22 protein-coding genes and 3 pseudogenes are annotated in these 16,279 nt (G+C 32.3%); 19 read left to right on the top strand and 6 right to left on the bottom strand.

Going from position 1 to position 16,279, the window contains the following annotated elements:
- Positions 1-10 precede the first annotated feature (10 nt).
- Positions 11-646 carry a phosphatase PAP2 family protein gene (locus tag V7S50_RS18645; RefSeq protein WP_242251863.1) on the top strand — a complete coding sequence of 212 codons (636 nt, stop codon included), beginning with the start codon at positions 11-13 and terminating at the stop codon, positions 644-646.
- Here the strand turns inward: V7S50_RS18645 and V7S50_RS18640 are convergent.
- Positions 636-1,517 (bottom strand): cation diffusion facilitator family transporter, encoded by an 882-nt coding sequence (locus V7S50_RS18640; protein ID WP_063223417.1) that lies wholly within the window; start codon positions 1,515-1,517, stop codon positions 636-638. The two genes, V7S50_RS18645 and V7S50_RS18640, sit on opposite strands and share 11 nt — an antisense overlap.
- Before the next feature lie 210 nt (positions 1,518-1,727).
- Here V7S50_RS18640 and V7S50_RS18635 point away from each other — a divergent pair, with 210 nt between their 5' ends.
- Entirely contained in the window at positions 1,728-2,147 is a 420-nt protein-coding gene (locus tag V7S50_RS18635; RefSeq protein WP_242251865.1) for a hypothetical protein, read from the top strand.
- A gap of 26 nt (positions 2,148-2,173) precedes the next feature.
- Here V7S50_RS18635 and V7S50_RS18630 read toward each other — a convergent pair whose 3' ends face one another.
- Positions 2,174-2,515: a thioredoxin family protein gene (locus V7S50_RS18630; protein ID WP_223290742.1), complete on the bottom strand. Its 342-nt coding sequence runs from the start codon at positions 2,513-2,515 to the stop codon at positions 2,174-2,176.
- Between the two features lie 45 nt (positions 2,516-2,560).
- A pseudogene (locus tag V7S50_RS18625) lies at positions 2,561-2,920 on the bottom strand (site-specific integrase).
- Between the two features lie 142 nt (positions 2,921-3,062).
- On the opposite strand from V7S50_RS18625, the pseudogene V7S50_RS34070 reads away from it, so the two are divergent.
- Positions 3,063-3,137 (top strand): annotated as a pseudogene (locus tag V7S50_RS34070) (helix-turn-helix domain-containing protein); the annotation flags it as partial.
- Positions 3,138-3,153: 16 nt separating this feature from the next.
- Positions 3,154-3,513 carry a hypothetical protein gene (locus tag V7S50_RS18620; protein ID WP_242251866.1) on the top strand — a complete coding sequence of 120 codons (360 nt, stop codon included), beginning with the start codon at positions 3,154-3,156 and terminating at the stop codon, positions 3,511-3,513.
- Here the strand turns inward: V7S50_RS18620 and V7S50_RS18615 are convergent.
- The gene (locus tag V7S50_RS18615) at positions 3,492-4,100 is read right to left on the bottom strand and encodes a hypothetical protein (RefSeq protein ID WP_242251867.1); all 609 of its coding nucleotides are present in this window, start codon (positions 4,098-4,100) and stop codon (positions 3,492-3,494) included. The two genes, V7S50_RS18620 and V7S50_RS18615, sit on opposite strands and share 22 nt — an antisense overlap.
- 691 nt (positions 4,101-4,791) lie before the next feature.
- On the opposite strand from V7S50_RS18615, the gene V7S50_RS18610 reads away from it, so the two are divergent.
- From V7S50_RS18610 to V7S50_RS18600, 3 genes are all read left to right on the top strand, one after another.
- Positions 4,792-5,088 (top strand): hypothetical protein, encoded by a 297-nt coding sequence (locus tag V7S50_RS18610; protein ID WP_242251868.1) that lies wholly within the window; start codon positions 4,792-4,794, stop codon positions 5,086-5,088.
- Between the two features lie 478 nt (positions 5,089-5,566).
- Positions 5,567-6,220, top strand: coding sequence for a DUF6944 family repetitive protein (locus tag V7S50_RS18605; protein ID WP_242251869.1), 654 nt, complete (start codon positions 5,567-5,569; stop codon positions 6,218-6,220).
- A 234-nt stretch (positions 6,221-6,454) separates the two neighbouring features.
- Entirely contained in the window at positions 6,455-6,730 is a 276-nt protein-coding gene (locus V7S50_RS18600) for a hypothetical protein (RefSeq protein ID WP_242251870.1), read from the top strand.
- Between the two features lie 124 nt (positions 6,731-6,854).
- Here the strand turns inward: V7S50_RS18600 and V7S50_RS18595 are convergent, their stop codons facing one another.
- Positions 6,855-6,992, bottom strand: coding sequence for a DUF3956 family protein (locus V7S50_RS18595; protein WP_000443219.1), 138 nt, complete (start codon positions 6,990-6,992; stop codon positions 6,855-6,857).
- 202 nt (positions 6,993-7,194) lie between these two features.
- Between V7S50_RS18595 and V7S50_RS18590 the strand changes: the two genes are divergently transcribed.
- The 9 genes and pseudogenes from V7S50_RS18590 (at position 7,195) to V7S50_RS18550 (ending at position 12,445) form a co-directional block, all read left to right on the top strand.
- Positions 7,195-7,593, top strand: coding sequence for a CHRD domain-containing protein (locus V7S50_RS18590; RefSeq protein ID WP_242251871.1), 399 nt, complete (start codon positions 7,195-7,197; stop codon positions 7,591-7,593).
- 379 nt (positions 7,594-7,972) lie between these two features.
- A complete protein-coding gene (locus V7S50_RS18585) occupies positions 7,973-8,230 on the top strand; it encodes a DUF3947 family protein (protein WP_242251872.1) in 258 nt (85 codons plus the stop codon).
- 357 nt (positions 8,231-8,587) lie between these two features.
- A pseudogene (locus V7S50_RS18580) lies at positions 8,588-8,745 on the top strand (IS66 family transposase); the annotation flags it as partial.
- 146 nt (positions 8,746-8,891) lie between these two features.
- On the top strand, positions 8,892-9,392 hold the full coding sequence (locus V7S50_RS18575; protein WP_063223407.1) for a sigma-70 family RNA polymerase sigma factor: 501 nt from the start codon (positions 8,892-8,894) through the stop codon (positions 9,390-9,392).
- Complete coding sequence (locus V7S50_RS18570) at positions 9,382-10,404, top strand: anti-sigma factor (protein WP_242251873.1); 1,023 nt, start codon at positions 9,382-9,384, stop codon at positions 10,402-10,404. The genes V7S50_RS18575 and V7S50_RS18570 overlap by 11 nt, the downstream gene beginning before the upstream one ends.
- The gene (locus tag V7S50_RS18565) at positions 10,386-10,697 is read left to right on the top strand and encodes a hypothetical protein (protein WP_309260129.1); all 312 of its coding nucleotides are present in this window, start codon (positions 10,386-10,388) and stop codon (positions 10,695-10,697) included. Before V7S50_RS18570 ends, V7S50_RS18565 begins: the two co-directional genes overlap by 19 nt.
- A 185-nt stretch (positions 10,698-10,882) precedes the next feature.
- Positions 10,883-11,470 (top strand): C1q-like domain-containing protein, encoded by a 588-nt coding sequence (locus V7S50_RS18560; RefSeq protein ID WP_375296227.1) that lies wholly within the window; start codon positions 10,883-10,885, stop codon positions 11,468-11,470.
- A 106-nt stretch (positions 11,471-11,576) separates the two neighbouring features.
- Complete coding sequence (locus tag V7S50_RS18555; RefSeq protein WP_063223448.1) at positions 11,577-12,188, top strand: C1q-like domain-containing protein; 612 nt, start codon at positions 11,577-11,579, stop codon at positions 12,186-12,188.
- Positions 12,189-12,316: 128 nt separating this feature from the next.
- A complete protein-coding gene (locus tag V7S50_RS18550; RefSeq protein ID WP_257148973.1) occupies positions 12,317-12,445 on the top strand; it encodes a hypothetical protein in 129 nt (42 codons plus the stop codon).
- A gap of 728 nt (positions 12,446-13,173) precedes the next feature.
- Here the strand turns inward: V7S50_RS18550 and V7S50_RS18545 are convergent.
- The gene (locus tag V7S50_RS18545) at positions 13,174-13,368 is read right to left on the bottom strand and encodes a hypothetical protein (protein WP_063223403.1); all 195 of its coding nucleotides are present in this window, start codon (positions 13,366-13,368) and stop codon (positions 13,174-13,176) included.
- Between the two features lie 398 nt (positions 13,369-13,766).
- Here V7S50_RS18545 and V7S50_RS18540 point away from each other — a divergent pair, with 398 nt between their 5' ends.
- The 3 genes from V7S50_RS18540 (at position 13,767) to V7S50_RS18530 (ending at position 16,035) form a co-directional block, all read left to right on the top strand.
- Entirely contained in the window at positions 13,767-14,618 is an 852-nt protein-coding gene (locus V7S50_RS18540; RefSeq protein ID WP_242251877.1) for a peptidylprolyl isomerase PrsA, read from the top strand.
- Positions 14,619-15,131: 513 nt separating this feature from the next.
- Complete coding sequence (locus tag V7S50_RS18535) at positions 15,132-15,350, top strand: hypothetical protein (RefSeq protein ID WP_063223401.1); 219 nt, start codon at positions 15,132-15,134, stop codon at positions 15,348-15,350.
- 277 nt (positions 15,351-15,627) lie between these two features.
- Entirely contained in the window at positions 15,628-16,035 is a 408-nt protein-coding gene (locus tag V7S50_RS18530; RefSeq protein ID WP_063223400.1) for a hypothetical protein, read from the top strand.
- Positions 16,036-16,279 lie beyond the last annotated feature (244 nt).

Here is a 16,279-nt window from a genome sequence, read left to right as displayed (position 1 = left end):
GGTTATGTATGTGAAACGATATCGACATTTATACTTGTTAAGTTTTACGCTACTCATTTGTTTTGTCGTATTATCACTTTCGTATCATACCGCTTGTATTGAGAAATTTGACAATATAGTCGCGCATTTTATTCAAAGTTTTCGAAACGACTATTTGACAACCTACTTTACTTGGGTGTCTTTTATTGGTTCTAAAAGAGTATATTTTCCGTTACTCATTATTCTTGTAATGTACTTTCTCGTTAGAAAAAAATTGCTTAGTGCATTACTTCTAACAATTAATTATTATGGATCTCGTTATTTAAACAGTATGCTTAAACTATGGTACGAACGAGCAAGACCTGATGTAACGCAGCTTGTTACTGCAACTGGATATAGTTTTCCGAGCGGTCATACGATGAATGCTACTGCTTTTTTAGGATTTATTGCATACGTCACGATTACAGAAGAGCGTATTACATTGCATAAAAAATTGTTGATTATTTTCATAGCAAGCTTTGTTGTATTATCTATTTCAGTTAGCCGAATATATCTTGGCGTTCACTATCCATCTGACATATTAGCAGGATGGGCAGCTGGCGGTAGCTGGCTCGTTTTATGTGTTATATTTCATAAAGCGTTCATTAAAAAAGAACCTATGTCATAATAGGTTCTTTTTCCATTGGTTCAACATGAATATGTGCATGGTAAATGCCAAACTTTTTCCGAAGCATAGCCTCGATGTTATCAGTAATACAATGGCTTTCACCAACATCCATACGAGCATCTACTTCGATTGTAATATCAACGTACGTTTGATTTCCATACATACGCGCTCTAATATCTACGATGTTTTCCACACCACCAATATGTTCAATAGCATCAGCGTACTCTTCCATCTTATCTGGATCGATTCCATCCGTTAGCATATGAGAAGCTTCTACGAAAATCTCCCATGCGGTTTTACAAATAATAAGGCCGACAAGTAGAGCTGCAATCGGATCTAAAATAGGCATTTGGAACTGTGAACCGACAATACCTACTACTGTACCAATACTTACGAGAGCATCTGATAAATTATCCTTTGCAGCGGCCTCTAATGATTTGCTTTTTGTTCGAGCTGCAATCTTTTTCGTATACAAATATACAAAGTACATAACGACAGCAGAAAATAAAGCAACCCATGCAGCAAGGACGTTAGGCGCTGCTTGTTTCGGATTTAAAAAAGATTGAATGGCACTAATAACAACTTCTAATCCGACCGTTGCCATAATAAAAGAAGCAACCAGTGATGCAATTTGCTCCGCACGCGAATGCCCATATGGATGATCTGGGTCACGAGGTTTACGAGAGATTTTTAGACCAATTAATATCGCCAAAGAAGCACCGATATCCGTTAAGTTATTTAAACCATCAGCACGTAATGCGCTAGAGAGGGTAATATAACTGATGATGATTTTCATAGAGGATAAAAATATGTAGGCCATAATGCTGACAATCGCACCTTTATCAGCTTCTTTATGAGAAAGAGTATCCATTTTAATCACTCACCTTTCTGCAAGGAATTTCTTTCTATAAATAGAGTATCAAACGAAACTCGTGTGGGTCTATACAAACATTGTTGACGTTTTATAGCTTTTTAAGAAGTGGATAACAAAGTTTCGTGAAGGAAAAATATGTTGTAAGGTGCAAAGTTAGGGTGTGAAATTAATTGGGATTGATTTACAATTAAAGGGTGGGGTAAGCGGATGGAAAAACAAATATTTTTCTTACTATGTTTTGTTCTTACAATAACTGAGTGTAATTCATCAAATATCGAGAATGTGAAGGAACATAATATTTCTACAGTATCCATATCTACTTTTAATGGCTTCGGTGGATTAAATGAAAATTATTTTCTAAACGTAGAAGACAAACAAATAATCAGTGGAATTAATAATATGTTTAGTGACATGAAAAAACAAAAGAGAAAAGGTGAAATACCACAATATGATATACTAATTACATATGAAAATAGTGATACGAAGGGTATACATTTATACCTTGGAGATGAAGGAGAAAGGAGTGTAATTATGTACATTGGTCATGAAGACACAGCATATTACACTTCTGAAGATATGACGAAACAACTACGAAAGATAATTGTGAAAAAAGAGAAAACCCTCTAGAAAATATTTTTCAGAGGGTTTTCATCTTAGTATGCTTCTAAAAACTCAGTAACTTGTTCTTCAGTTTTTGCGTTAGCACTATGTAAGTGGCCTAGCTTCTCACCATTTTGATATACAAGTAAACTTGGAATACCCATTACTTGATACTCTTCAGCGATACTTGGGAACTCATCTTTATTAATAGAATACCATTCAAACTTATTGAACTCTTCCATTACATCTCCGATAAAATTGTCCATACGAACACAATCTGGGCACCATGTAGTAAAGAATTTAACAACTACTGGCTCCTCGCTTGCGATGATGTCTTTGAATTCTTGTTCAGATTTGATTTCTTTCATGTTTGTTTCTCCTTTTTCACTATCAATATTTTTGGTTATTTAGTTGGTGCATTTGCTGTGAAAGGAAAAATTCTAACGAGAGTTTTTCTTTTCGAATAATTCGTTAGCAAATTGATTCACCGCAGTTTCTTGAAGTCCTGGTATAACATGTGAGTAGGTATCCAGTGTGATTCTACTCTTTTATTTCCTAGTCGTTCATTTGCTATTTTCAGATATGCATCTTAATTCTAGAAATGAATATTAGGAACCTCACTTTTCTTTATAAGCTTTTTCGTGAGCTGTGTCAAACTTCTGAAATTGTAAGGTTACCATTATTAGTGGGATACATCAAATTGTATACATGATAGCCATTGCTATAACGTTCTTTTCCTCAGATATTTTTATGAGATGTTTATGAAGCAGCAGTAAAGTAATGTCGGATAAAACAAGCAATCTCTTTCCGGCACTTAGAGAAGGTAAACGGTGGATAATCATTACTCATAAATTTTATGAGTGAATTGAACAACAAGCAGGAAATTCAAAAAATGATGTAGGGGATGCATGTATGAATTTAGAGGAATTGTTATAAGCATTTATTCATGAAGTTGTGAGAGAAGAGATTAGGGCGGCGTTAGCTGAGTTCCAGCAACAATCACAACCAAATAAAGTAAATGGGGGTGAAAGAAGTGCGAGTAACAAGAGGGAGAATTGTTGCACTATATAGAGCGAAAGAAAAACATGATGTGGAACGAGAAAGGAATCGTAAGAACATCTTAGGAATTATTCAGCGGTTAAGAAGTCAGGCGGTTAATGTAGATGTGGTAGAAAGAGATCATTATATTATTCTTTCGGAGGGGGGAATTAGGATGGTGAGATGGATCGTAAAGAAACTGTTTTCAAAAAACGCCCACCCTGCATTGTTTTTGAGAAACAAGAAGGTGAGCTTAAACGAAACGAATTGGATTTGTGAAAATTGTGCCCAAATTAAGCGTGAACAGGGTATTGAAAGAAATGACTATACCCTTTACATCTTATCCCATAAATAACAAAGTTGGTGAGCTTCTGATTCAAGTGCTATTAAATGATCATTATTAATAGAGTTATTCGTATACATTCTGTTCTTTTGGATGTTAAGGACCGTATAATTCACATCGTTATGTTCATTTGAAAATGTTGATTCATTTAATAACGTCAGTGTTGAGTTGATGTTATATTTATCAATTCGCTCTTTTTTTCCTTTGAAAAACAGTTTAATAAGATGCGGCTCATCATTAATGAGCAAACCGAGTTCAGGTGATGAGCGGACGATTAAATTATCTGATAACCAATGTGATTTACCTGGATCAAACCAAGAGACGTCTTTGTTTTTAATAAATTTTTTGTACTGCTTTATAACATCAATATAGTTTTGCTTTTTCTTCTGGTCAACAGTTTGTATTAATGTTTCGAAACATTCAAAATGTAGTTCGTTTTTATGAAATTTAATAACAGTTTCTCGTAATTGTTTCCAGTAATCAAAAACTGGGTGATATTCAGGTTGAGATTTTAGATTCTTTACAAAATTTGTTTTTGCTGCACTACTTTTCAGTGTGAAGTCTAAAAATTGTGTAAGTCCCACCTTAATTTCTGCCATGTTACACCCCCTTTCCAAACATTACTAATTCGATATTGAAAAGGGAAATCCTGCATTTTTAAGGAGGTGAACTAGATGCTAGAAAAATCGATGCTCATGCACAATGGCCATTGTAAAGCTGATCCAGAAATGCCAATTAATTTTATATATTTAGCCAAAGTGCGTGAATTTCGTGCCTTTTGTGTTTCTTATTGAGTATTGCTAATACGAAAAAAGGTCCTGTTGTTTCCAACAGGACCTTTCCTAAAATGGCAAAGAGTAACTCTTACCTTACTCTTCTCGTATATAATACCTGAAAAAGATAGATGTGTATACAACAAGAAATTCCAATATAATTATTCGAATATAGTGTTTAAAAATAATAAGGTGGGATTTAAAATAAGGAATTAAATTACAAATGTTGATTTATCAATTGGTTTGAATGTTTTTCTATCATCTTGTAGTAAATAAAGTGATATTGAGATAATAAGATATGTAATTTTGCATACCGGATTGTAAAGTTGAATAAGGGTGTACATGATCTAAATGATACGGAAGTTGAGGAGAGTAATACTGAAATTTCATTAACTTGTTTACTGTGTGAAATAAATTCATTTGAATAGAAGCAAAAATAGAGGTTTGCCTTAGACATTTATGAAGGTTAAGAATATTTATAACGAAAGGAGTAAAATACACAGGTCTGATTTTTGTAATGATGGAGGGAATTGTTGTGGACATAACTCAAAGTATGGCACGAATCGTGGTTAATGGGAAAGATCTTCCGTTTCGTTCAGTTAGAACTTCTGTATGGAATCAAGGGCCTGTAAATGATTTAATTGTTTCGACAAACCTGAGAGTTGAGGAGCTTTATCAGTTTATGTGGTCGCAAGTGCCAGTTATGCTTGCGATGTATTTTCTTCAGGGTGCGGACTTAATGAGGTTTGCTAGAATTATTGGGATTAATCAAAGTGTAACGGGAGAATATATTTATCATTTCTCTTGGGGATAAAACGAATTTATAGTAGCTTAACAGCTGCTTTTTTATTTTGTAAGGAATTTTAGGGGATGATGCATATGAGGTTAGGAAAATAAGATTAGAGTGTGATATAGGTAATTTATTACTATGTTTAAAGTTCGTAAAGATACTCAGTGACTTTTCTTAATACAAGGGGTTTTACAAACTAATGTATAAAAGTATACATACGAAGAATGAAATGAATCGAATTTTGATTATGACTAATATCCTTTCCATGTATATTGCGATTTTAAAAAAGTAAATAGAGGGACCGCTTTTTTGTCCCTCTGTTTTTTTAATATTATCCACAAATAGTTCCAGTTGCTATACCAGTTAGAGCAAGCCTTACTGGGACCGTATCTATAACTGTATTTGTAACAGTATTGATAACAGAAACAGTTTGAATTTTTAACAGGTAGATGTGTGAGTGAATAGGATGAAAGTAATTACTTAATGTTGGGATAGGTTATAAATGGAGAACCAACTAAAAGAAATATTTGGTGCATTGATAGCAGCTATAGGTACAATAACTTCCGCTATTGGAAGTACACCGTTCTATTTTATAAGTAGTAATGTAAGGGAGGATTTAAATATATATGGAAACACATTACAAGCAGTTGGTAACGCTTTAGAGGCTGATGGTCAAGGAGAAATATCTCTTGAAAAAATCGGAAATGAAATTCAATCAATTGGTAATGTAACTGTAATATCTGGATTGGTTATTGAGTTTAAAGATGAAACAAAAATAAAATTAGTGATTGCTGGGAATTGGACACAGGCTTTAGGAGGACTTACAGCATTAGCAGATGAATTTGAAGATGCTTCAGATAAAGATGAATCTTTTAATATTGTAGGAAACTTATTGCAAGCTATAGGGAATTCATTGCAGGCAATTGGAGGGATTTATGAACTGAAAAGTATTAGAAGAGAGCGGCAGGATAGTAAAGACGAACTAGTAAATGATTCGGAGGGGAACTTAGACAATCAAGTAAATAGTGAGCTGGATAAAAAGAAAGAAGGACAGTCAATAGATACCATAGGCAGTTGGATCCAAGCTGTAGGTTCTGTATTTTCATTAATTGGACAAATACGTGAAGAAAGTCAGGAATTAGAAGGGAGCGATTGATAGACTAGCTTAAAAAATAAAATTGTAACTATCTTTTAAAATAATAAATGGTGATTTTTACTTTTTTTTGATGAACCATTTTTATATAAAAATCATATAATATGTTGTAGGACAAGTAACGAGCTTATAAACTATTAAATACTCAATGAGATTACCTTTTGTATATCTTCGCATCTACTGATTCAGATGCTCTTTTTTATCGAACAAAACGCCCATTATGATAGGAGGTTAATAATGGGGATGACATTAGAGGAATTAGAAAAGTGTTATATTAAAGCCTTAATTGAGGGAGCAGAGTACGTAGCTGTTCAGATTGAAATGGATGGATTTCATAGTGATGAAGTAATTATTAACGACAAATATAATATAGATTCTGAATTAAAGTATTATAAGAAAACATACAATGAAAATTTAGAACATAGATGGACCCCAGGGATTCGTATTATAGGTTTTGCATATGGCTATTCGTTCTCAGAAATTCTACATGAATTAGGATTGCTAGTGAAGTAATGATTAAACAAATAGCAGTTATTGTACGTGATGCCGTAATTTTAATGGCGTCTTTTTTTGTTGTGAAGGAAAGATAAAAATAAAAAAGAGAGCTTAAGCCCTCTTTTTAATAAATACCTAACTTTTATGCACAGATTGGAATCCCTAATGCTATTAAAGTCAATGCTACTTGAAGTGAAAGTTCTAATCTCGCAATTTCGATTCCAGCAACTGATACCACTAAAAGAGGTTGTCCATTAACGAACAAAACACAACTTTCCATGCTTACACCTCCTTTCTAGTAATCTACTACAGTATATGAATCGAATTAAAAAATGTTATATATTAATTTATAAATTTAATAAAATTGATAAATTAATCTATTATATAAAGTGACTTTCAATAGTCTAACAGCTGCCTTTTTGTCACCTTATAAAAAGGATATGAATATATTGGTAGTATATAAAAGCATAGGAGTGATAGATATGTTTTTTGCAAAGTTACGTGGTAGAAATGAAGTCCCACCAGTAGAAACAGACGCTCGAGGAGAGGCTTTCTTTAAATTAAGTCGGGATAAACTTAGCCTAAAATTCAAGTTGGATCTATTCAATATAGAGGATGTAACAGCTGCCCATCTGCATCTTGGAGCAAAAGGAACGAACGGTCCTGTGATAGCTTTTTTATTTGGACCAATAACAAATCCGGTTTCAATAGAGTGTGCAACGCTTACGGGAATGATTACTCAAGAAGATTTGGTTGGGCCGTTAGCGGGTCAAACATTAGGTACTCTTGTAAATGAAATCATATCTGGAAACATTTATATTAATGTTCATACAGTACAACATCCTAATGGTGAAATTCGTGGACAATTGAATTATTGCTAAGAAATTATAGTAGTGAAAAATAAAGCATCCGTTTAGGGTGCTTTTATTTTGTGGAGGATGTATATATAGATAGATAATTTACCTTTAATAATCTTGAAAATTCATTTGTATAGTTTCGAAAGTAATCGAATTGAATTAGAAATAGTGAATTTTTTATCTTTTAGTTTGTAAAGTAATTATCGAAAACTTGTAAATGAAATGCCCCTCCGAAAATTAAATTAGTATTAGTAGATAAACTTTGTAAATGAAATATGAAAGTGTAAGAGATAATAGAAATTTTTAAACTTAATCAAAGCTAATAGACTAACTTTCAGCACCCGCTGAAATAAAGAATCATAACATAATTTGTAATAACTTATATGAAAGTGAGCTGAAAAAAATGTTTTATTCGTATTTTTATTCTCAAGCGGGTATGCGACCAGCATATGGTACATCTATAACGTATAGCGGAGCACAAAGTACAGTTCAAGCTGTTCAACAAGCGTTACAAATGCAACAACAAATACAAATGCAAATGCAGCAACAAGGTATCCAGCCGTATTATTCATCAATGGAGTATTTTTATCCAGTGCAACCTATTACACCGTATGGAAGTTCTTTTCTTACGATCCCATATGGAACTGTATTTAACCTATAAAGTGAAAGTTTAATTAGTTCGGGGCAAGCATCCCAAACCAATTATTAGGCCTTACCAATCGGGCATATACGGGGCACAACAAGGCCCCCACCTAACTTTCTCGCATGTGCCGAATTGTGAGGTGTGAGCCTTGTTTGTCACAAATGGCGAGATGAAATTGTGTATATGTAAGCGTCAATTAGTCGTCACATATAATTTGTAAATAACTCATGAGATAATCTCCGTACATACTAAAAGTAGAGTTTTTGTTGTAAGAAGATACCGATTAAAGAAAGAATGGGAATTATCTAATCATGACACATGATGGTTAATGGCTTTGTATGAAGGGATACATGAATATTTATTTATACGGATTAAACAAACTTACAAGTCTTACTTGAACAAGGTCGAGATACAACAAAGAAGTCCTATCTGTGGTTATATCGTACAGGACGATTGTCATTTGACAATCAACCTACAAGAGCAGGTAAACATCCGAATCGTTTTTTACTGGCTTTGAAGTATATTTACAGTCATAAAATCTTATATTTTGTTTATAATTGTAAATAGTTATTTGAATTTATAAGAGTTATTTCTTTTTTTGTAAATAAAAATATAAAAAGGAAAAATAATGCAACTTTTTAACTCGCTTATTCGTGTTATATGTGAAAGGAGGAGGGGGATGGAAATTGAAGAAATATATAAGATTTATATCAACGATGTGTACCGGTATTTGTTTTCCCTTTCTCGTAGCCATCATGTAGCGGAGGACTTGATGCAGGAGACTTTTTATCGAGCGTATCTTTATCTAGAAGACTATGAAAACCAAAAGGTAAAATCATGGCTTTTTAAAGTGGCATATCATACGTTTATTGATTTTGTTAGGAAAGAGAAAAAAGTATCTTTTGTAGGAACGGAGGAATTAGAGGCAATTCAAGCAGGTGAATCTACAGAAGAGTATGTAGTCGCAAAAAATAGTTATGAAAAACTAATTCAGATTATTCATACTTTGCCGGTGGTAGAGGCGCAAGCTATTTTATTATGTGATGTACATGAATTAACGTACGAAGAGGGTGCTTCTGTATTAGATTTAAAGTTAAACACGTATAAAAGTCACATATTTCGCGGGAGAAAGAGATTAAAACAATTGTTAAAGGAGGAAAAGAGTCAAAATGACAAATGATAAACCTCATTCCGAACAAGAAGATTATAAAGAATTGTTACAAGAAGCTCTTCAGCAAAGGCCTGCTTCTCTTCCTGATGGAAAACAGGAGCAAGTGTTGAAAATAGGAAAGAAAAGAGCGCGTATTACGAATGTTTTAATTGTATTTACTTTTTTATTACTTATTCAACCTATATTGTATATATCTACACTCGCATACTATGTATTTGCACCTACAAACGCAATGGAGATACGGAATGTAGTAAATCAAACGTTAAGTGTAACAGAACCAAATGTATTTTTGAAAGATAGGGACATGGAGCAATCATTGTTACCGCTTAGTTTACAATTGCATTTTGATTTGTATAAAAGGGTAGGGAAGAAAGATATTCGAATAGGAGAAGAGAAAACAGATTATGTATTTAGTAGAGCAACGAGAGTAAGCCGTGAATATACAACAGATGAAAAAATTCCAGAAATTCCGTATATAGATAACGAGGTATTGTCTCATCCTAATAATTATAATGCGTCCTATAATAGTAGCGAAGAAGCGCAGGTATTAAAGGGTCTTCCGCAAGAATCTGTAGTAGAAGCATTTGTATCTTTTAGAGAATTATTGAGTGTACAAGAGGTAACGAATATGTTTCCTACTATTGATATTGTGTGGTATGCCGTTAATACAGGATTAGAGGAGAAGCAAACGAATGACGAGGGTATGTATGTTGCCCCGGTGGGCTTTCCGGCAGATATGATTTCAAGGCCAAGTGGTGCTTTTGTAAGTGATTCACCTCATGAGGAACAATTTATTGATGTGTTAAAGTCATTACAGAAGCATGAAAATTTAGCAGTGAAGCTATCTAGAGCGAAAGTATTAGAGTTGTCAAAGCGTATTTCTTTCCTTGAAAAAAATGGGATAAAAACATATGGGGCAGTTGTAACAGGACCTAAAGCAGAAGTTGAAAAATTGATGAGCCACGAAAAAGTTAGAAAATTGAAAGTAGGTGAAGCGAGATTATGGAATTGGCATTTTTAAAAAAAAGAAAGAATCATATTTATAAACAGGAAACGTGGATGGGGATTATTTCATTAATTATTGCCTTTCTAGCGTTATTGTATTTAAACATTATATTGCTTATTCAAGAAACATTTATAGGTAAAGGTTTTCTGCAAATAGTTGGTATTGGATTGGTGTGCTCAGTCGTAGGTATGATTACAAAAAGCAAAAGTCGGAAATATGCATTGTGGGCATGTAGTTTATATTTTTTTATGCTGCTGTTTTCTATATTTGGATTTATGTTAGGTTGGATGATAAGCTTTGGGCCATAAAAATGCGTGAAAGAGCGAATGTAGATTCGCTCTTTTTTTATGTATAAAAGTAAAATAGATAAGAGAAGAGCCTATCAAATTTGAATAAAGCGCACTATACATCTAGATTGTGGTTTTGTGGGGATGTTATGTGTATATAAATAGGCGATAAGTATAGGACTAAAGTAATAGCTCGTCCAAACATTATGAATCTCTTTTACATAATATGGAGTAATAAGCATGAAAGGGGAACTAGTATGTCTTGCTATTACTACTGTAAGTATTGTAAAGAGTATAAAAAGAAACAGCATGACTGTTGTAAGAACACTAGTAAGTGTAATGACAACAAGGATAAGCTTGTTAGGGCATCAGCATTTAGAGCTAGAAATACAGTGGATCAAACGGTTCCTGCCAATACTTTTGTAAAGGTATTGTTCCAAAATGAACAATTTGATTTAGCAAATGAGTATAATCCAGCAACGTCCATTTTTATTCCGAAGACTAGAGGAGTTTACTCAATTATAGGAACGATTGGTTTTTTTCCAAATAATCTTAACTTAAATTATAGAGCGCGCGTAGAAATTCGTGTGAATGGAAACGCAGCAATAGCTATAGATAATGACTTTTTCGGTCCAATAAGTTTTGGAAATGTAGTAAGTGTTTCGACGATTATTCAATTGAATGAAGGAGATCAAGTTGAGGTTTATGCACAAAGTAGCATAGACGGAGTGTTAAGTCCTTCAGAAGATGGCTCACATTTTGAAGCTGCGAGATTCCCTTCTCCAATAAAATAAAGTCGAGTATATAGAAGATAGAGTGTAATCCTTACCGTAATGGTGGGGATATTTTATTCTATTGAAAAGAGTAACAGTTTGTCCAAACTAATTTAATCTATGTTACATAGAATGTAATAATAAATTTAAAGGAGGACTTACTACGTCTTATTATTATTGTAAGTATTGTCAAGGCTACAAAAATAAAAGTCATGATTGCTTTAGAAAAAATAGTCCATGTGATAGAAAGTATGTAAAAGTGAATTGTTGTGAGGATAAGAAAGAAAAGCTTGTAAGGGCGTCTGCATTTAGAGCTGTTAATACAATGAATCAGCCTGTCCCGGAAAATACTTCTGTTAAAGTATTATTTCAAAATGAACAGTTTGATTTAGCGAATGAATATAATCCAGCAACATCTATTTTTATCCCGAAGACTAAAGGGGTATATAGTGTATTAGGGAATATAACATTCTCCCCAAATGATTTTAATGTAAATTACAGAGCTAGAGTTGAAATTCGTGTGAATGGAAATCCGGCAATAGCAATTGATAATGATTTCTTTGGGACTGGGGTATTTTTTAATAATGATGTTTCAGTAACTTCTATTCTTCAATTAGAAGCAGGGGATTCAGTTGAAGTTTTTGCTCAGAGTAGTGTTGCTGGAGTGATTGTTCAAAATGTTAATGGTTTTAATACAGTTCACTTTGAAGCTGCAAGATTCCCTTCTCCAACTGAATAATGAAGACAATAAAATACTTTTCAGTAGGTTTAGTTAATCCCCTTCACCAAATGGTGGGGGATTATTATTGTTTTTCTAAAATATATAAGTAAATAGGTTAAATGTATTTTATTTCAGGAGCATTTCCCATGCTTGGATGTATTGATGAAAGTGAAAATAAAAACGACAATGAGGTACAACATAAAAAAATGAAAGAGAAAGTTTCAAAATTATTTTTTGCAGTTTTGGGGTGGAAAGGGCTATCTTATTTTGAGTAGTAGATCTTCTGCAGGTAATAAAAAGAGTACAATGAAACAGGTACTATGGTAGTGAAAGTTCTTTCGCACTAAATTTGCTAGTCGTCATATGGATTAGAAAAGACATCTTAATTTATCAAGACATAAAATTCCGTATAAATACGGGCTTTTTTTAACTATATAGAAATTACATATGTAACATATGTTTGTGTAGATATTACTTAATGTACTGAAAGGAATAACATTAAGGCGGTTATGCTATATAAAAATAAAATAAACCCTAAGATAAGTAGTATTGGATGTAACTTGAACATATTTGCCCTCCTTGAGTATATAAAGAATTTTAATACATCTTTAGTTAATTTAGAAGGGGAATTTCAAATTCTTAAAAATCGAAAGAAAATGCAAGGGTTATAGTGAATGTATAATAAATAAAGAAGTATTGTTGAGTACACATTGATTAAAGTGTTTATAAGCAGCGGGTGAGTTTACCACTTATGAAATATAAAAGTGTACAGGTTTATCTGTACAAAATGAGGGATAAATAAAAAAGAGCATACATACAAAGTACGCTCTAAAGAAAGATAGGTTTTATGAGTGGATAATCTCCATACGATAATATATGCTCGGCTAATAAAAACGTGTAGAAAACCAATAGATTATCAATGAAATATCATAAAATGAGTAATTTTAGTCTATTACCGGAGTCGTCTAGCTAAATAAATTGTAAGGATTGTGAATAGAACAGATTAACAATTGGATAATGATCGCACTTCAGTTTCGTATTTTTTATATTTTGGATATTGTGTAATAGTTTGACATTTAGGTGTGGACAGTTGATTAATTATAGAAACATTTGTAATTACCTCGTTACAAGGACCGAAAAATGTAACTTTTAGTTTTGAATTTGGTGGAACTTTGAGCACGATAGGTTTTTTTTCCATGAAATCAGCTCCTAAGATGCAGTATGGTATACTGCGCTTTTTCGTTTAGATTATAAAGACGTATTAGTATAATATGAAATTTTAGTTGATTTGATAATGGTATGGAGTTTTATGATGTGATCAGAATGTAAAAATTGTATATTTTGAAAAATAATATAGATTCTCTTTATTTATATTATAGATAGCTAGTATTAAGTATCTATAAGTAGTTACATGTTTTTCGGGATGCGTAAATGGTCATATTTCTGGTACATAGTAAGATGACCTTTACTATTTGAACAAAAAGAATATGATACATAGTTTTTCAAATGAAATGAATTACATGTGGAAAACACATTGTTTACACAAGTACACTGTATTGTTATTCCTGTAGAATAATAAAAGTGAGGTATTTTGAATTGAAAAAGAAAAAGCTATTTTTAGGAACAATTATTTCATGCGTAGTACTGGCATTATCTGCATGTGGTTCCTCAGACAACGTAGTAACATCGAAAGTAGGAAATGTTACAGAGAAAGAGTTAAGTAAAGAATTAAGACAAAAATATGGGGAAAGTACTTTATACCAAATGGTGTTAAGTAAGGCGTTGCTAGATAAATATAAAGTTTCAGATGAGGAAGCAAAAAAACAAGTAGAAGAAGCAAAAGATAAAATGGGTGACAACTTCAAATCGACTTTAGAGCAAGTTGGATTGAAAAATGAAGATGAATTAAAAGAAAAAATGAAGCCAGAAATTGCATTTGAGAAAGCGATTAAAGCGACTGTTACAGAAAAAGATGTAAAAGATAACTATAAACCAGAAATGAAGGTAAGTCACATTTTAGTAAAAGATGAAAAGACTGCTAAAGAAGTGAAAGAGAAAGTAAGTAATGGTGAAGACTTTGCGGCTTTAGCGAAGCAATACTCAGAGGATACTGGTTCAAAGGAACAAGGCGGAGAAATAACTGGTTTTGCTCCAGGGCAAACGGTGAAGGAATTTGAGGAAGCTGCATATAAATTAGATGCAGGACAAGTAAGTGAGCCAGTAAAAACAACTTATGGTTACCATATTATTAAAGTGACAGATAAAAAAGAATTGAAGCCATATGATGAAGTAAAAGATCAAATCCGTAAAGATTTAGAACAGCAAAGACTGCAAGATACAACAGGTAAATGGAAACAGCAAGTAGTCAATGATTTATTGAAAGATGCTGATATTAAAGTGAATGATAAAGACTTTAAAAATACATTTGAATTTCTAGAAAAGAAATAATGACTGTAATTAGAAAAGGGAACCTATATAGGTTCCCTTTTCTAGTTAGTGTGTGAGTTATAAATAGATAGTAAGACAATACAATATTACATTTAAATATTAAGAATTACAATGGGAATTTATGTAATTGTTTTAAGGTGGAATGATCATTACTTCATAAAATATTGATATTATAATGTTTTGTTTTTTTAATTTCATTAAATATAAAACGAATTTACTAATTTTATCCCGCTATTTGCAGGCAGTTTGATTGGCGTGGGTTCATTTTTAGTGGGAGGATGAACAAAACCTTAATTGATTTAAGTTTTACTTTTCCTTTATTGTAGTGGATAAACATAATTTGCAGAATGAAACATACAATATTATTGAAAAAATATTAATGCTAAATGAATTGAAAAGCAGAACATTCTATTAAAATGGATGTTCTTTTTAGTATGAAATTTTCAGGGGAAAGAATGAATACTTTTAAGTGAATTATTGAATAGATAAATAAATTATATAGGGGGAGAAAATGTGAAAGTAATTTTTCAAAGAGAAGGCGGAGGGAAAATTTTTGAGTCGTATGATGAAGATATAAGTAACCTATTAGCTATTTTAAAAGAAACGAAAGGGATTAAGATCGGGATGGTAGATTATGAGGTATTAAAATACGAATTAGAGTATTTTCGTCACCCCAAAAAAGCAGTAACAGAGAGGGAATTACATATAATAGTACAACCGAAATATATTTAATAATAAGGATTAATTAATTATTATTAGTGTTTTACAGTATGTACGAAAAGAGAGTGTTTAAATTGCTCTCTTTTCATAGAAATTTATAAGGAACGAATTGTGGTTCATTATAAATCTCCTAAATTTTGTGAGTTCGTTCTTTATAATATATGCTTTTATTTATAGATGGTTAATAAAATCGAAACATTATAACTTTTTAGTTTAGGCAGGGATTTTATATTTGAGTAGATAAATGTTTACATTAAGTATTTTTTATACGGATATTGGAGGAGTAAAGATGAGTTTAGCAAGTTATATTGGGTGCAATGTAGAAATTCCGTTAACAGATGCAGATTCTAATGATGTAATTGTTTTTGGACCGTGTTTTTCAGATGAAAGTATGCTTAAAATTGTACAAGAGTTTCAATTTCAAACAAGTTACACGTATGAGATTTCAACAATGTGGGGCATTGAACTTCATGAGTGGCAAAATGAAAAGGAGAAGAAAGAAGCTAAGAAAAAGCTATTAACTTTATGCTCGATTATGGAAGGGTATTTAAATGATGGGGACTATTTTGAATTATTCAGTTGTTGGGTTGGTGATGAAGATAAGGAACGAGTGGGAGAATTAAAATTAAAAATAAATCATTTTCATATAGATGAAATTTGTATTCCAGAAAGAACACTTGTCAGGATAGAAAAATAAATATAGAAATATACGTTATTAAAAAAAGCGACTTTACTTTGTATGAAGTCGCTTTTTTAGTTGATACGTGAACGTCCTATTAAATAGGAAGTAAGAAACGCATTTGATGAAGAAAAAATAAATGATTTAAATTATATTTTATTAAAAATATAAATATATCTCTTCTCAAAGGAACGTAGGTTCGTGTATAATTAGAACGGATGTTCTTTCGGTTGCAGATAGTATAAGAATTAGAAATATAGTG

Source organism: Bacillus sp. CCNWLW194 (assembly GCF_037120585.1).
Classification (GTDB): domain Bacteria; phylum Bacillota; class Bacilli; order Bacillales; family Bacillaceae_G; genus Bacillus_A; species Bacillus_A basilensis.
This window is presented reverse-complemented; position numbering and strand designations above follow the sequence as displayed.